Origin of the sequence: Lysinibacillus sp. Bpr_S20 (genome assembly GCF_023337835.1) — a bacterium.
GTDB lineage: Bacteria > Bacillota > Bacilli > Bacillales_A > Planococcaceae > Lysinibacillus.
The window spans coordinates 445,927-462,859 of record NZ_JALNLQ010000002.1 but is presented as its reverse complement, the minus strand read 5'-3'; the positions used below and the strand labels follow the sequence as shown (position 1 = coordinate 462,859).

Annotated in this window: 12 protein-coding genes and 1 pseudogene; 5 read left to right on the top strand and 8 right to left on the bottom strand. The window is 36.0% G+C overall.

Annotated elements, in window-relative coordinates:
* Nucleotides 1–14: 14 nt before the first annotated feature.
* From MWJ95_RS06655 to MWJ95_RS06645, 3 genes are read right to left on the bottom strand one after another with little or no spacing between them, the layout of a single operon-like run.
* The gene (locus MWJ95_RS06655; RefSeq protein WP_249104844.1) at nt 15–998 is read right to left on the bottom strand and encodes an extracellular solute-binding protein; all 984 of its coding nucleotides are present in this window, start codon (nt 996–998) and stop codon (nt 15–17) included.
* The gene (locus tag MWJ95_RS06650) at nt 961–2,625 is read right to left on the bottom strand and encodes an ABC transporter permease subunit (RefSeq protein WP_249104842.1); all 1,665 of its coding nucleotides are present in this window, start codon (nt 2,623–2,625) and stop codon (nt 961–963) included. The genes MWJ95_RS06655 and MWJ95_RS06650 overlap by 38 nt, the downstream gene beginning before the upstream one ends.
* Complete coding sequence (locus MWJ95_RS06645) at nt 2,618–3,370, bottom strand: ABC transporter ATP-binding protein (RefSeq protein WP_249073300.1); 753 nt, start codon at nt 3,368–3,370, stop codon at nt 2,618–2,620. Before MWJ95_RS06645 ends, MWJ95_RS06650 begins: the two co-directional genes overlap by 8 nt.
* A gap of 146 nt (nt 3,371–3,516) precedes the next feature.
* Between MWJ95_RS06645 and MWJ95_RS06640 the strand changes: the two genes are divergently transcribed.
* Complete coding sequence (locus tag MWJ95_RS06640) at nt 3,517–4,293, top strand: DeoR/GlpR family DNA-binding transcription regulator (protein ID WP_249104840.1); 777 nt, start codon at nt 3,517–3,519, stop codon at nt 4,291–4,293.
* Between the two features lie 47 nt (nt 4,294–4,340).
* On the opposite strand, the gene MWJ95_RS06635 is transcribed toward MWJ95_RS06640, so the two are convergent.
* Nucleotides 4,341–5,111, bottom strand: a complete 771-nt coding sequence (locus MWJ95_RS06635; RefSeq protein ID WP_249073302.1) for a Cof-type HAD-IIB family hydrolase — start codon at nt 5,109–5,111, stop codon at nt 4,341–4,343.
* A gap of 444 nt (nt 5,112–5,555) precedes the next feature.
* Here MWJ95_RS06635 and MWJ95_RS06630 point away from each other — a divergent pair, with 444 nt between their 5' ends.
* Both MWJ95_RS06630 and rnjA read left to right on the top strand, forming a co-directional pair.
* Nucleotides 5,556–5,765 carry a DNA-dependent RNA polymerase subunit epsilon gene (locus MWJ95_RS06630; RefSeq protein ID WP_079559694.1) on the top strand — a complete coding sequence of 70 codons (210 nt, stop codon included), beginning with the start codon at nt 5,556–5,558 and terminating at the stop codon, nt 5,763–5,765.
* A 5-nt stretch (nt 5,766–5,770) separates the two neighbouring features.
* Entirely contained in the window at nt 5,771–7,438 is a 1,668-nt protein-coding gene (gene rnjA / locus MWJ95_RS06625) for a ribonuclease J1 (RefSeq protein ID WP_249073303.1), read from the top strand.
* 351 nt (nt 7,439–7,789) lie between these two features.
* Here rnjA and MWJ95_RS06620 read toward each other — a convergent pair whose 3' ends face one another.
* Complete coding sequence (locus MWJ95_RS06620; RefSeq protein ID WP_249073304.1) at nt 7,790–8,623, bottom strand: TetR/AcrR family transcriptional regulator; 834 nt, start codon at nt 8,621–8,623, stop codon at nt 7,790–7,792.
* Between the two features lie 99 nt (nt 8,624–8,722).
* Here MWJ95_RS06620 and MWJ95_RS06615 point away from each other — a divergent pair, with 99 nt between their 5' ends.
* Nucleotides 8,723–11,812, top strand: coding sequence for an efflux RND transporter permease subunit (locus MWJ95_RS06615; RefSeq protein ID WP_249104838.1), 3,090 nt, complete (start codon nt 8,723–8,725; stop codon nt 11,810–11,812).
* 322 nt (nt 11,813–12,134) lie between these two features.
* On the top strand, nt 12,135–12,689 hold the full coding sequence (locus MWJ95_RS06610; protein ID WP_249073306.1) for a GNAT family N-acetyltransferase: 555 nt from the start codon (nt 12,135–12,137) through the stop codon (nt 12,687–12,689).
* A gap of 41 nt (nt 12,690–12,730) precedes the next feature.
* On the opposite strand, the gene MWJ95_RS06605 is transcribed toward MWJ95_RS06610, so the two are convergent.
* The 3 genes and pseudogenes from MWJ95_RS06605 to mprF form a co-directional block, all read right to left on the bottom strand.
* Complete coding sequence (locus MWJ95_RS06605) at nt 12,731–13,228, bottom strand: GNAT family N-acetyltransferase (RefSeq protein WP_249104836.1); 498 nt, start codon at nt 13,226–13,228, stop codon at nt 12,731–12,733.
* 18 nt (nt 13,229–13,246) lie between these two features.
* A pseudogene (locus MWJ95_RS06600) lies at nt 13,247–14,040 on the bottom strand (S66 peptidase family protein).
* A 303-nt stretch (nt 14,041–14,343) separates the two neighbouring features.
* On the bottom strand, nt 14,344–16,866 hold the full coding sequence (gene mprF, locus MWJ95_RS06595; protein WP_249104834.1) for a bifunctional lysylphosphatidylglycerol flippase/synthetase MprF: 2,523 nt from the start codon (nt 16,864–16,866) through the stop codon (nt 14,344–14,346).
* Nucleotides 16,867–16,933: the final 67 nt, after the last annotated feature.

Sequence of the window (16,933 nt, the reverse complement as noted above, 5' to 3'; positions counted from 1 at the left end):
AAATCAATATCTCCTTATTTTTGCGCTTCTTTAAAGAAAGCTTGATGTTTTTCTAATAGATCAACCGTTAATGTTGTGTCCCATTTCTTCAAATATTTAGGCACATACTCTTCATTGACTTGCTCACCTTCATAAAGGGCTACAGGATATTGCTTCAATAAATCAGGGCGGGCCTCCGTTGCTATTATTTTGGCTATTTCACGCGCTAGCGCTTCATCCCCTTCTTTATCTACCACGGCTACTGATTCAGTTAATGTAAAATTACCTTCTATCGGATCGATGTAATCAATCGGTAGCCCTTCTTTTTTAGCATCAATCGCTTGAATACGTAGACCAAACCCTACAGCCACTTCGCCGGTTTTCACTTTTTTAATAGGTCCAGATCCTGAACTTTCGATATGCGGTCCAGCATTTTTAGTTAAATCAGCTAATATCTTTTTGCCTTCTTTTTCGCCATACTCATTTATAATCGCTTGCACTAATAACCAACCTGTTGACGAATCTAGAATATTCGGAAATGACAACATATCTTTATAAGCAGGGTCTGTTAAATCCTTTATTGATGCTGGAACTGGCAACCCTTTTTGTTTTAATAAATCCGTATTGATAAAAATTGACCCGATATTCCCTAAAATCGGTAATGCAAATGTAGTACCACCATCTAGAGGCTTTAAATCAGAAGATAAATCTACAAACATTGACTTAGATTTTTGTGCACTTTCGATAAAATAAGAAGCTGTTGTAACGACATCCGCTTCAATGTCTTTCCCCTCAGCCATTATTTTCCCACCCAGTTCTGAAGTTCCGAATGATTGGATTAAATACTTACCTTCATAACCCTTTTTATCTAATGTTGCTTCCATTACTTGAACGGCTTCATCATCCGCATTTGAATAAATAATGACTTGATCTTTCGAACCCGCTTCCGCTCCTCCACAAGCAGCCAAAACAATGGCAGTGCTAACTGTACCTAACATCATTACTGTTGATTTTTTCATCTGTATGCTCCTTTGTTTTTTCTTTAGGTGTTGCTATATAGTCACAACCTAATTTCACAATGAGGTTTGTACATAAAATAAAAATCGATAGGACAAAAATATCTGTATACTTCGCAAAATGTTGAAGTTCTTTTATACGTGTCGATACAAGCATCGTTTTCGTACTGACAAGGAAAATTACCCCGCTAACAGTCACCATGGCATTTAAAAAATAATAGCTAAACATTTGATAAATCGTAGGTCTAATATTCGGCAAAATTACACGAATGACCGTTTTTAACCACGAATCCTTTAATAGCTCAGCTGTCACTTCCCATGTCGGATCCATTTTTTGCAATGAATTTTTCGCCATTAAATAGGGCGTCGTAAAGAAGTGAACAATATTACACGCAATAACGATAAGGAAAGTCCCCTTCAAGCTACTGCCGGTAAAGAAAAACAAATAAGAAAGACCAAGTACCATACCTGGCACAGTATTCGTAATCATCGAAGCAAGATCTAAGCTTTTCTTTCCTTTAAGTGGTGTTCTTACATTTAATAGAGCGGCTACAAATGCTACACCTACTCCTAAAACCGCTGTCAACACAGCAACAATTAGTGAATTCATATAGACTTGCTTCAAGCCCTGTTCAGCTAAGACGTTTTTCACATGCTCTAAAGTAAAGCTGAAATCATATGGATAGCCCTTCGTTAAAGGGACAATAAATATTGTTGAAAACATGATGAACACTGCGCCCACACAGACCCATGAGAAAACAGTAAACATGACATCACGTAACCGGTGAACAACGAGGTCACTTTTAGAAACTTGCTTATATTGAAAATTAAAGCGTTCTAAAATAGTTAACATAACAACTCCAAGTACAGCAGGCACTAACATGAAAATCGAAATCACCGCACCCCTCTCAAAATGTACAATGGAGCCAAGCATTGCTTGATATAGCTCAGTTGCAATAACTTTGTAACCACCACCAACTGACGCAGGGATCCCGAAATCTGTAAAGCTTAAAACAAACGATAATATGAATGCCCCGCCAATCGTCCCTAGCATCGGTCGCAATACTGTATGATAAAATCTTCGTAATGGACGATCATGTATCAGCATGGAAACTAGCAGAAAGCGCTTATCGATGTATTGCATAGAATTTTGCATTAATATAAAGGCAACAGGTAACGTATAAAGTACATAACCAATTAACAAACCGTTAAACCCATATACCGTAAATAAGGGCTGACCAAATATCTTCGTCATAATCCCTTGATTGCCAAAGGTATAAATCAGGACAAAACCATAGGTAATGGTCGGTAAAAGCATTGGCAAAGTAATACCAACTTGGACAAGTTTTTTCGTAGAGCGATGCATCGTTGTAAAATGCACAGCATACGCCAATAAAAAAGCGATAATTGTTGTGATCAAAGCCGCTACTAAGGAAACTTGAAAACTATTTAAAAACGCATCACGAATCTCTACATTTTGCAATGTTTCCACATAGTTTTGAATGGTGATGGCTGTCCCCTTTTTTAAAGACTGCCAAAACATATAAAGTAACGGAACAATTAGAAAGAATATAAAAAAGAATATAATCGGGAGAAAAATCAATTTCATCATTTTATTTGTTTTAAGCATAAGACTCTCCAAATAGCTGATAAATGTTATGACGTTTTATATGGAGCTGCCTTAATATAAAATCTTCCACGAATTGGTTTTCGGGTGTATGTAATATTTCCTGTGGTGTTCCAAATTGCGAAACAGTTCCTTCATTAATAATTAGAACTTTATCCGATAGCGTAAGAGCCTCCTCCGGATCATGCGTTACAATAATTGTTGTTAGATTAAATTGGCGAGCAATAGATTGAATACGTTCCTTAATCGATTCTTTTATCACTCCATCAAGCGCACTTAAAGGTTCATCTAACAATAAAATTTTAGGCTGCATCACGAGTGTTCTAGCTATAGAGACACGCTGTTTTTGTCCACCTGACAATTCATGAATCTTTTTATGTAAATGTGGAGTCAGTTCTAAAAAGTCTATATATTCCTGAACCTCCATTTTTGACATAGCTTCTTTTATATTTTTCAAACCATACACGATGTTGTCATACGCATTTAAATGAGGAAACAATGCAAAGTCTTGAAAAACAATATTAAACCCGCGATCTCTCATTGATTGATTCGAAATATCTTGTCCATTGTATAGAAGCTGTCCATTTGTTTGTTGCGTAAGACCTAAAATAATATTGAGTAAAGTTGTTTTTCCACAGCCGCTCGGTCCCAATAACGACACGATTTCACCAGGTTGAATGTTTAAATTTATATTCATTAAAACTTTTTTATCTTTATAGTTTTTCGAGATATTTTTTAGTTCCAACAAATTGTTCACCTCTCTTTAGTTCTTAACTTTAGTATAGGGACAATTTGTAAAGGGACATCCAGATTTGTGTAAATGTTAAGTAAATCTTGACCAGTTGTTGACAAAGTTGCGAGTGTTTAGAGTAAATTAGTAGTAGAGGTGATGAAATGTATACAATAGAAAGGCAACAACATATTCTGCAATTCGTACGGGAACATAAGATAGTAAAATTAGTAACCCTCACAAAAGAGTTCAACGTTTCAATGGAAACAATCCGTCGTGATATTCAACAGCTTGTTCAGGAAAAGAAGATAGAGAAGTTTTATGGCGGCGTTAAATATATCGAGCCTGCTGAAGGATTGATAGATCAACGACTTCATGACCAATTAACTGAAAAAATCGCCATTGCAAAAGCATGCGCTTCTTTAGTACAAGATGGGGAATGTATTTTTATAGATAGCGGGACGACTACCTTTCAAATGGCACCATTTTTATTAGAGAAAGAAAAATTAACAGTCATTACAAACTCACTTCCTGTAGCCTTCGATTTAATTGGCTCCAATATTGAAGTGATCATCATAGGTGGTAAAGTTCGTCACTCCGAAAAATCCGTAACGTCTAATGATTTCCTCTTCCGATTCGATCACCTTAATATTAACAAAGCATTTATTTGTGCTAGTGGCGTATCTATTGAAAAAGGAATTTCAGATTTCAGTTTAGAAGAGGCAATTACCCGTAAACAAATTATTAATATTTCTCAAACTGTATATGTAGCAGCAGACTCTTCGAAATTTAATAAAGATGTTGCTATTCAAGTTTGTCCAGTAGATGAGGTAGATATGATTATTACAGATTCCGCGCTCTCTAAAGACACAATCAATCATTTCACAAATAAAGATGTACAGTTGAAAATAGTAAAAACAACTATTAAAGACATTGAATAAATAAAAAAGCAACTAGTTGTAGTCAATTCTTACAACTAGTTGCTTTTTTAGATAATGTTTAATTGGCGCATGATTTTAGCAAGACCATCCTCATCTACATGCTCTGCAATATGGGTAGCAACAGCTTTTACGCGCTCATGTCCATTCCCCATCGCCACGCCAGTCCCTACAGCTTGTAGCATTTCAATATCGTTCATACCATCTCCAAAAGCAATGGCATCTTCTATCGTAAGTCCCATTCTTTCAAGCACCTTTTCAATACCAGCAGCCTTTGACCCACCCTTTGGTAAAATGTCACAAGAATAGCGATGCCAGCGTACAAATTGTACGTTTGGAAATGCTTCCCGATACATAGGTTCATCTTTTTCTTCCATAAATATAAGTGTTTGATAGACACTGTTCTGCATATAATAAGTTGAGTCTATCTCTGGATACGGGTATTTTAATGTATTTAAGCTTTCTGCCACCCAAGCATTGTTTCCGCCTGACGCAATCATTCGCTGATCGTCTAAAAATACAACAGGTTCATTTCGCGCTGCAGCAAAGGCAATAATCTTAGTTAGTTCGTCTTTTTCAATACCGTTTGTATAGACAACCTCACCTTTATAAACGACATATTGTCCATTAAAGGTTATGTACGTATCAATATCTAGCTCTTCAAGTAAGGATTGAATCATGAAAGGTGCTCGCCCAGTTGCAATCGCTAACTCATATCCATTACGACGAGCTTCAAAAAGAGCTTCTTTCGCTGAAGCAGGTAATCGTTTCTCACTATTATAAAGTGTACCATCTACATCAAAAAATAAAATTTTATTCATCTTATATTCCCCTTCATGACGTATTATTTTACAAGGCTAATGACTTTACAGAGGCAGTATTTTTTATTACAATGATCCTAAGGAGTGATGTGCCATGCTGAAGAAACTCAAACGTAAATTGTTGAAGCAACTTCGCGGCATACTCGGAAAAAAATCAATTGCCTAACATTTGCCCTTCATTATTTGAAGGGCTTTTCTTTATTTTAGAGTAACTGCGTGATAATATAAAGGAAATGCATTTATTTGGCTATGTGCAACCACTGTCTCATTGCTTAATTCAATTGCACCTTGTTGTAATTACGTCTGGATGTAGCACTGAGATACAAGAACTTCAAACGCTTAATTTCTTCTTTACACTAGAAATTTGCTGTTTTTTCTTGTAGTACGTGTGTGGTATTAGTCAAAGGTGCAAGAAAATTGTACGCAATAAAAGGAGAGCAAACTATGATTTACAAAGTTTATTATCAAGAAAAAGCAAATGAAATTCCAGTTCGCGAAAATACTAAAAGTCTATACCTTGAAGCTGCTTCAGACCGCGAAGTACGTGAAAAGCTAAAAGACCGAAACTACAACATCGAGTTCATTCAACTGCTTGAAGGTAACTATTTAGCCTACGAACAAGCAAGTCCGAACTTCGTCTTGGAGGAAATTTAACAAACATGAAGTTTGTTAAAAATGACCAAGCAGCTGTTTTCGCGCTCGGCGGACTGGGCGAAATCGGCAAAAACACTTACGGCGTTCAATTTCAAGATGAAATCATTTTAATTGATGCCGGTATTAAATTTCCAGAAGACGATTTACTCGGCATTGACTATGTAATTCCGGATTATACTTATTTAGTACGCAACGTCGACAAAATCAAAGGATTATTTGTTACACACGGACACGAAGACCATATTGGTGGTATTCCCTACTTATTACGTCAAGTAAATGTTCCTGTCTACGGCGGTAAGCTTGCACTTGGTTTATTACGCAATAAATTAGACGAGCATGGCTTGCTACGTACGACAAAGCTTATTGAAATTAAAGAAGATGATGTTATTAAGTTTAGAAAAACATCGGTTAGCTTCTTTAGAACAACACATAGTATTCCAGATGCTTACGGTGTCGTTGTAAAAACACCACCCGGTAACATCGTGCATACAGGTGACTTTAAATTTGACTTTACACCTGTAGGTGAGCCAGCCAACTTAACAAAAATGGCTGAAATCGGACGAGATGGAGTACTGTGCTTACTTTCAGATAGTACAAATGCGGAAAAGCCGAACTTCACAATGTCAGAGCGTACAGTTGGTAAAAGTATCGACGAAATTTTCCGTAAGGTTGATAGTCGTATAATTTTCGCAACTTTTGCATCTAACATTTACCGTCTACAACAAGCAACAGATGCTGCAATAAAATACGGAAGAAAAATTGCTGTCTTTGGACGTTCAATGGACAATGCCATTACACTTGGTCGCGAACTAGGTTATATAAATGCACCAAAGGATACATTCATTGATGCACAAAGCATTAATCGCCTTCCAGCAAATGAAGTAATGATATTATGTACAGGCTCTCAAGGTGAACCGATGGCTGCCCTTTCTCGCATTGCAAATGGTACACATCGTCAAATCCAAATCCAGCCTGGTGACACAGTTGTCTTCTCTTCTTCGCCAGTGCCAGGAAATACGGTAAGTGTCAACAAGATCATCAACTTACTTTTCCGTGCAGGCGCAGAAGTTATTCATGGTGCACTAAACAATATCCATACTTCTGGTCACGGTTCTCAGGAAGAACAAAAATTGATGCTACGCTTAATGAAGCCTAAATTCTTCATGCCAATTCACGGTGAATTCCGTATGTTGAAAATGCATACGCATCTAGCAGAAGATTGTGATGTTCCACTCGAAAATACATTCGTTATGGAGAATGGTGACGTGCTAGCATTAAGTGCCAATGAGGCGCATGTAGCTGGTCGCATCCCTTCAGGAGACGTTTATATTGACGGCAATGGTATTGGAGATATCGGAAATATCGTATTACGCGATCGTCGCATTCTTTCGGAAGAAGGTTTAGTAATCGTTGTTGTAAGTGTGGATATGGAAAACCAAAAAATCGTTTCCGGTCCAGACATTATTTCACGAGGCTTCGTTTACATGCGCGAGTCAGGTACGATGATTAATGAAGCACAAAAAATGCTAAATCGCCACCTGAACGAGACCATTCAAAGCAAAACTCCTCAATGGACTGAGCTTAAAAATGAAATAACTGACGTTTTAGGTCCATATCTATTTGAAAAAACAAAACGTCGCCCTATGATTTTACCGATTATTATGGAGGTTTAACCTCATTACAAAAAACTACGCAAAATTGCGTAGTTTTTTTATTTTTCCGAAACCTTTTTACTATTTTTTCGTATATAGTAATAACAACTAGCAAATATGTCTCGGCATTATTGCGCCCGGAATCGGTTTTGAGCAAGCATAACATTCAGTAAAATACCGTTTCGAATAAATGACTACCATACTTGAATGGTGTTCATGTTCTTATTGTATTGCTATTAGCAGCACTGCAATCACTTCTATTCACCTAGACTATTACATATTACCGCTATTACTTCCATTCTTTGCAGACTCTCTTTGTCCCATTAAAAATAGGACCGTTTACCCTTGAGAGTGAGAGCAATCCTATCATGTCTAAATATTAAAGTATTTAGCTATTACATAAGCAACCCATCTATAATCTGGCTGCAATCGTATGTTTTCGATTAAACCTTTTAAAATTGGTTTACTATAGGTTGGATTTTCAACTTGAAATTTTAGTAATTCAAGAGACTCGCGTTCTATAGACTCTTCTAACCCATTTAGATATTGTTCGATTAATTCCAGTAAAGATTCCTGTGAAACTTTTTCATTATAAGGTTCCGGTGTCAATTGAACGAGCTCTTCAGTTATAAATGGAATCGTAGTATGCCGTGCAATAATTTCCGTCTTTTCAGCTAGAGATTTAGCCAATTGATCTAAATCGAGTGGTATATCGGAAAAAATAAAAAGCTCTGAATAACTTTTCATAAATCCTTTAATACAATACATGACATCATATTTTGTCTCGTGGAGTTCATCTTGATAGAGCTGCTCAAGCATATAGATGATCGACTTAGACATATCAGCATCATAGGCCATTATTTTCTGAAACAACTCTTTTTTTGAAAGAAGTACTTTCTCATTAAAAAACACACGAGCAGATGCAGCATTGTTTTTAAATGCTTGAAAAATACTTTTGTAAAACTCAACTAAAATGATATCTTTACTAAGTGAGCTTCTGACTACTTGGTCAACATCAGCAATAAACTGTTGTAAATAGTGCTCTACCATAGAAATGATAAGCTCGTCTTTTGTTTTGAAAGATAAATAAAATGCACCTTTTGAAATTCCACATCGTTCTGTAATTTGCTGTACAGATGTAGCTTCAAAGCCTTGTTCTGAGAATAGCTCCAACGCTTTCTCCATAATAAGTTGCTTTTTTAACATACTTTTAATTCTCTCCTAATGTATTTCATTGACAAATGACCGATTAGTCATTAGTATAAATAAATGAATCAAGTTAGTCAATAAAGGGTAGGTGTAAAGGTGAAAGGTTTAGTTAATTTCGTATTGAAAAACAAATTGGCAGTGTGGTTATTAACAATTATCATCACTGTCTCTGGTATTTATTCAGGTACAAGAATGAAAATGGAATCGATACCTGATATTTCTATACCATATTTAATTGTCATGGGTGTTTATCCTGGCGCAACACCTGAACAGGTTATGAATGAGCTTTCTATGCCATTTGAAAAGTCAATAGAAAGCTTAGAAGATGTAAAAGCTGTTTACTCAAATTCCTCTTCAAACGTAGCTCAAGTTCAAGTTGAATACGACTACGGCATTGATATGGATGAGAAAAAACGCCAATTAGAGTCCGCTTTAGATACAATCAAGTTACCTGAAGGTGCTGAAAAGCCGACAGTTATGGCCATTAGCATGAATATGATGCCTGTTGTCGCTTTATCAGTTAGTAGCTCTAAAGAAGATATTGTTGAATTAACGTCAACAGTAGAAGACATTCTACTTCCTAAAATCCAAAAAATTGATGGCGTTGCTTCAGCAACTATCAATGGTCAGCACATTAATGAAGTATCATTTAAATATGATAAAGCGAAAATGGCTGCTCTCGGCTTAACAGAGGATTCTGTCAAGCAAATGATTCAAGCAAGTGATATGTCACTATCACTTGGTTTATATCAATTTACTGTTGGTGAACAGGCCGTATCAGTAGACGGTAAAGCACAATCTATCGATCAGTTAAAAGAATTATTGATCCCAGTCACACCTTCTGCTACAAATCCTTCACCATTCGTTCGCCTAGGCGATATTGCAAAGATTGAGGTCGAAGGTAAAGTACAATCTGTATCACGTACAAATGGCAAAGATGCAATTGCAATTCAAATCGTTAAAGCTCAAGATGCAAATACGGTAAAAGTCGTAAATGCAGTGAAAGATTTAATGAAAGACGAAGAAAAATCATTAGCCGGCTTAAAAGTAGATATCTCACTTGACCAAGGTAAACCGATTGAGGATTCAGTCTACACTATGATTGAAAAAGCAGTATTCGGTGGTGCCATTGCCGTGCTAATTATTTTACTATTTTTACGTGATTTCAAATCAACAATTATTTCGATTATTTCTATCCCAGTTTCAGTATTCATGGCATTACTACTATTAAACTGGATGAATATCACATTAAACATTATGACTCTCGGTGCGATTACCGTGGCGATCGGTCGTGTTATCGATGACTCCATTGTAGTTGTTGAAAATATTTATCGACGTATCCATTTAAAAGGAGAAAGACTAACAGGTCGTGCGCTTATTCGTGAAGCGACAATTGAAATGTTCAAACCAATCCTTTCTTCTACATTAGTAACTGTGGCCGTATTCGCCCCACTAATGTTTGTAGGTGGTATGGTTGGTGAATTATTCATACCGTTTGCGTTAACAATGTCATTTGCACTCGGTGCTTCATTAATAGTGGCGATTACAATAGTTCCAGCTTTATCTCACTTCTTATTCCGTAAAAAAATATACGGTGAGAAAAAAGAAAGTCAACATAAAGAAGTTGGTAAACTAGCTCTTTGGTATAAAGGTATACTAACAAAAGCATTAAACCATAAAATCATTACATCAGTTATAGCGATTGTATTGCTTGTTGGTTCTCTTGCTTTAACACCACTTATTGGCTTCAGCTTCATGGGCTCTCAAGAAGATAAGGTGATGTACTTAACGTATACTCCTGCTACAGGCGAGCTAATGAAAGATACAGAAGCAAATGTTGCAAAAGTAGAAAAAGAATTAATGAAACGCAAAGACGTTGATATTTTACAAGTTTCGATCAATGATCCAAAACATGTTGATCCTTCAGCAATGATGATGGGTGGCGGTGCTGGTGGTGCCTTAATGTACCTCATCTTCGATCCAGATATGGAGGACTTCCCTGGGGCACGTCAAGAAGTAGAAGACTATGTAATGAACATCGGTCAATCTGGAGAATGGAAATCTCAAAACTTCTCATCAATGTCGGGTTCTTCAAATGAAGTAAGTTACACATTATATAGTGAAGATTTAGAAAAGCTTCGTAAAGCCGTGAAACAAGTAGAAGGCGCATTAAAAGAAGTTGATGAATTAGAAGAAATTAAGTCTGATAATGAAGATCCATTCGTTGAGAATACCTTAAAAGTAGATCAAAAGAATATTCTACAATACGGTTTAACTACTGCTCAAATTGTAATGGCTTTAAATGAAAATACAGCACCAGAAGTTTTAACTAAAGTTCAGCATAACGGTAAAGATATTGATGTTCTTGTACAACATGAAGAAAAAGCTGCGGCCAAATCTCTTGATGATGTATTAGCTACTAAAATCCAAACAGCTACAGGCACAACAATGACAATCGGTGAGTTAGTAAAAGTAGAAAAAGGCACTACATTAAACACATTGTCTCGCTCAAAAGGTGAATATTTCGCAAAAGTTTCTGGTACAATTATCGGTGACGATATGTCAAAAGCAACTGCAGCTGCTGATAAGAAAATCGATAAATTAGATTTACCTAAAGGTGTAACGACTGGAGTTGGAGGCGTTGCTGCAGACATGCAAGAAACGTTCACACAGCTCGGAATCGCTATGTTAGCTGCAATCGCGATTGTTTACTTCATCCTAGTAGTAACATTCGGCGAAGGTTTAGCACCATTTGCTATTCTGTTCTCACTACCATTCTCTGTAATTGGTGCATTTGTCGGCTTGTACGTTACAAATCAAACAATTTCTGTTTCTGTTATGATGGGACTATTAATGTTAATAGGTATCGTTGTAACAAACGCCATCGTATTAGTAGACCGCATTATTCATATGGAACGTGACGGACTTGCTATGCGCGATGCCATTTTAGAAGCAGGTGCAACTCGTTTACGTCCAATCCTAATGACTGCCATCGCAACAATCGGTGCAATGATTCCAATGGCACTTGGTAATGGTGGAAGTGGTCTAATTTCAAAAGACCTAGCAGTTACCGTAATTGGTGGTTTACTATCTTCAACATTATTAACATTAGTAGTTGTACCAATCGTGTATGAAATGCTATCTAAAATGTTAAAGAAAAACCGAAAAGATATGGAAGAAAATTAATAGATTCATGTAGAAAAAGGGCTCTTCAATGAAGAGGCCCTTTTTTCTATATTTGTAGAAACACTATTGTCTATAACTCATTAGCATAACGTGGGTCCAAACTTAATAGTTTTATCGAAACACTTTCAGGAATTATCGACCAACTTTTCAGTTTTATCTACCAACTTTTAAATTTTATCGACCAACTTTCACGTTTTATTAACCAACTTTAATTTTTTATCGACAATCCACCTCTCCTCTCAATCTCAAATAAAAAGCTTAACGAGAATTTACAAATCTTGTTATAATTAAATACAGGAAATTGCTTTTAAGGGGGAGTTTTGTGAGCGACAACATTTTCAAACAAGCACCACCTGTTTTAAAAACAGCAAGATTAACATTAAGACCGATTTCATTAAATGATTTAGAGGCAATGTTTAAGTATACATCCAGTGAAAATGTAGCACGTTATGTGACTTGGGATCCTCATAAAAGTTTAGACGAAACAAAAATGTTTGTTGAATTTGTTTTAAATGGGTATAAACAAGGTAATCATCTATTATGGGGCATTGAATATAAGCAGAAGTTAATTGGCACGATCGACTTTGTTTCTTTTAATGACCAGCATAAATGTGCGGAAATTGGCTACGTTCTTTCTGAAGATTATTGGAATCAAGGGATGACGACCGAAGCAGTAAAAAAATTAATAGACTATGGATTTAACGAATTAAAATTAGTTCGGATACAAGCACGATGTTTCGAGGACAATATCGGTTCCCAAAAAGTAATGGAAAAATCGGGAATGCTTTTCGAAGGTATTTTACGAAAAAGTATGTTTGTTAAAGGTGATCATCAAAATGTAAAACTGTATGCTATAACGGATGAACATTATTTTTAAATGAAGAGCCTTACTGAAATTCAGTAGGGCCCTTCTTCATGTTACACTATTTTTGCCATGTAATATTCGTCCCTATATTCCCCATCAACATATAAGGAATGTTTTTTAGTCCCCTCTATTTCAAACCCCATTTTTTTATATAAAGCTATGCCTGCTGTGTTATTTGTCATGACTGTTAGTTCCAATCGATGTATGCTCTTTTCTTTTGCCCAATCGTCGAGGTGACTAAACAATGCAGTACCAATTTTCTGTCCTCTATATTCTTGATGGATACCTACGACTATATAGGCTCGATGTGAAACTCTAGATGGCATATGATTACCCTGAACAATTAAAAAACCAACTATTTGCTTTTCTATTTCAGCTACAAACAAAGCTGAATGGCTATTATTGTGAAAATTCTCGATAAATTTAGTAAATTGCTCAGTCTCTAACTTTCGTTCACCAGGCCCGAATAACATAAAATTAGACTCTTCTGCATTTCTTATGACCGCTATAATTTGTTCAGCATCTTTACCTATTGCCTCTCTTATTACCATCCTAATCCCTCCCCCTTTTTAAAACTTAGTAACATGTATCACAGGGAAATCTTCCGTGCTCAGTTGAATTTCACCACCGATAGGAAACGTAAAGATTGGTTGTGTATGTCCAAAATCAACATCATATAAAACTGGAATTCTTCTCAAGCTTGGATGTTTATCTAAAATAAAATGTAATTGCTCCTCCGTCATATTAGAAGCCCTTTGGAAACGCCCTATCGCAATACCTTTAATACTGCTAGTAGCTTGTAATAATGAAGTGAAATCACGGGCAAGTATTTCTGGATTAACGATTTCATCATCCTCTACAAATAAAATACTATTTGTTAATTCAGGCATATACTCTGTCCCTTGAAGCAGATTTAACGTACATAAATTTCCACCAAATAATTGTCCACTTGCTTCACCTTTAGAATATACCTTCCAGCTAGCTGCTTCAAAATGACGATTATATTGATCTAAATACCATGCATCATCACTCCAAACGCTTGATGCTTTAATCGTATATGGTGTATTGTTCATCAAACATTTTTGAAAATATGATAGCTGATAGTCTTGTGCCTGTTCCATATCAAAGCTAGGAAAATGAGGCCCTGAATACGTAACAAATCCGCATTTTGTTGTTATAGCGGTTGCTAAAAATTTTGCAGATCACACGCAAAAATATGACGCCCATACGATACAGTAAAGCCTAAATTTTCAAGTTTTTTCTTTGTTTGTTCAAGGCTTTCTGCTGTTATAATTGCTGCGCTACGACTAGGTGCAATCACACGTATCTCATCACCTACTGTTAATTTATCTGGAATACGCAAACTGTCCCCTCCTTTACAAAGTTTTAATTTTTACTATTAATCTTTCATCTAGCACTAAATTTTCTCTATTATTACAAAGCGTCAATGGAAAATCAATTATAAAATTACAATTTTTTCATGTACTTTACGCGATGTTTAAGGTTTATCAGCGATTTTGATACTTTTAACAGCGATGTTCGGTGCTTTATCAGCGTTTCTGACTCTTTTATCAGCGATGTTCCATGCTTTATCAGCGTTTCCTAATTCAAATCAAAAAAAGATGCATCGCAAATTAATTTTGCAATGCATCTTTTTTTGATTGAACTATTTTCTCTTTTTGCCGATTAATAGCGTGACTTGCGCCATTGTAAATGGCAATGAAGATTTCTTTCGATAGGCTATATACTTTGGCTCCCAAAAGTCTGCATATTTTAATTTAAAGTTTTTTAATCCTTTAAAATGATAGAAGTGCTGTCCATGTAAAAATATTTGTGCTGCAATTTTTTCACTTAAAAAAGAATATCTTGACTGTCCGACATTTGACAATGGTGACATCCCCATATTAAAAACACGATAGCCTTCTTCTTTTGCCCATTCAAATAAAGAGAGAAAAATGAAATCCATCGTTCCAGATGGTGCTCCCGGCTTAAAACGCATGAGATCTACTGAGAGTCTTTCGCCATTATCGTACATTGGCATGAGACTGGCAAAGCCAATCACCCCATCTGTACCACGTAAAACAGCAATGTTGGAAGTGTTTAAATAGTGTTCATCAAAAAAGCCAAGAGAAAAGCCTTTTTCTGCCCTTCCCTGCAACCACTTCGTTGATACTTCTTGCAATTCATGCATGAATTCCCGTGAGTAAGGAGGGCTTACTATTTCAACTGTAAAATTTTCTCGTTCAAATTTATTCTTTACCGCTCGTCGTCCCTTCATTCCTTTACCAGCTAGCGTAAATTCATCTAAATCTACAAAAGCTTGCTCGCCAAGCTTAAAAAAGCTATATCCATGCTCATGTAAAGAAGGGAAAATATTATTGTTAATTTCATAAAAGACTGGTGTATACCCATGCTTGTCCGCCAACTCTAAAAACTCTTGAATAGCAGATAAGAAATCGGCTTCATTTCCCACTGGATCTCCCAGTACCACGATCTTATCAGCGAATATTTGATAGGAAAATAAAACTGTACCTTCTTTATTCCAATAGACAAATTTGTCATGTAAAAAAATTAAATGTGAATACTCCGTTCCTTTATAGGTCATCAAATGATTTTTGATGAGTTCTTCTTGCTCACTAGATAAAAGCTTTTCCATTTTCTTAGGTGCGCGGATAAAATACCCTATATAAAAAATGACAATTGCTATTAGGATACCTATGACTGCACTATAAAATAGGTCTCGGTAATCTGTAATGATATATTCCTGTAGAGCAGCTGGAATACGGATTTTAGAAGTAGGTAAGTTGACATAACCAATCAAGACATACATCACTGTAATGAATGTCACTACAGCAAGATCCATTAACACGATTCCCCATGTCAAAACGTAACTTTCACGGTAAAATTGTTTTTTTGAAGCAATTAATAACCCTGCGACGATTACTAAAAATATAGCTTCTTCATAGTCCAAGCCTTTAAAAATTGAAAATATCGCTGAACTACTAAGGACAATAAGACTAAGCTGATATGCCCTTTTCACTTTATATTTAATCCCCCTACATAACCCTAGGAGAATAAAGCCAGCTGCAACAGTCATCTGATGAGAGACATGCATGATTGGCGAAGATAGAAATTCCTGAGCTATTTTTAGTCGACTTAGAATACCTGGCACCGACGCAGATAGCAATAAGACAATACCGGAGAGAAATACCAATATCGTTAATAACATGTGACTCAGCTTTTGGAAAATAACATTCGGCAAGTCGTCCCACGATTCATTCCAACGATTCCAATACTCTTTTACAAATAAAAGGGCAGAAACCAAGAACGGAAGTACAAAATAGCCAATGCGGTACAAAATTAATAGAAAAAGCACTTTCTCATCAGCCATTCCTAAACTTTGTGTCCCCCATAAAAAAACAAGATCAAATGAGCCTACTCCGCCAGGTATCATACTGACAATTCCCGCACAGGAAGCAATTAAAAATATGGGAATTAAATTGGATAATTCTATTGGAATGTCCAAAATAAAAGTTAATATCCAGATAACTAAAAAGACTGCAACCCATTCAGTTACTGACGTACCTATCAATTGAAGAGAGATCTTTGGATTTATAGAACCTGCTTTTTTATTACGAATGATCAGCATAGCAATAAAAATCGGCGCATATAAGCTGACAAGAATAACCGCTATCTTTAACCATCGTACTTCTTTTAACAACGGGAAGTCCCAAAAGAATATATACATAATCCACGCTAGCAACGAAATCCCTGTTAAATAAAAGAGTGTAACGGAGGCTATGCTTTTTAACAAGTCTTCCTTATCCTCTTTATATTTGGAATAGAAATAATTACGCAGAAATACACCAACTAAACCACCAAAGCCAATAAGATTGGAGAAGGTATTCACAATAAATGAATGATTCAACAATATACGTTTATTTATTTTGATTCCTGCCATTTTCACTAAAATAACATCATACAAAATCATCGGTGTAATGGCACAGAAGGTGATAAAAAGAATGAACAAGAGCTCCCATACATGTAATTCGTTCATTTCTTTCCGTAGTAAATGAACATCTATTCCACTTATAGTTTGTAGAATTTCATAAACAGCTATTGCTAAAAGCGCTATTGGAAATAGAATTTTCAAAAATTTAAATAGCGCCTCTTTTCGAATGTTGAACATGTGTTAAACCTACTCCTCATTTGCTTTCTTAACATTAATTTTATCCTTAAACGTCTCCGTTCAATGT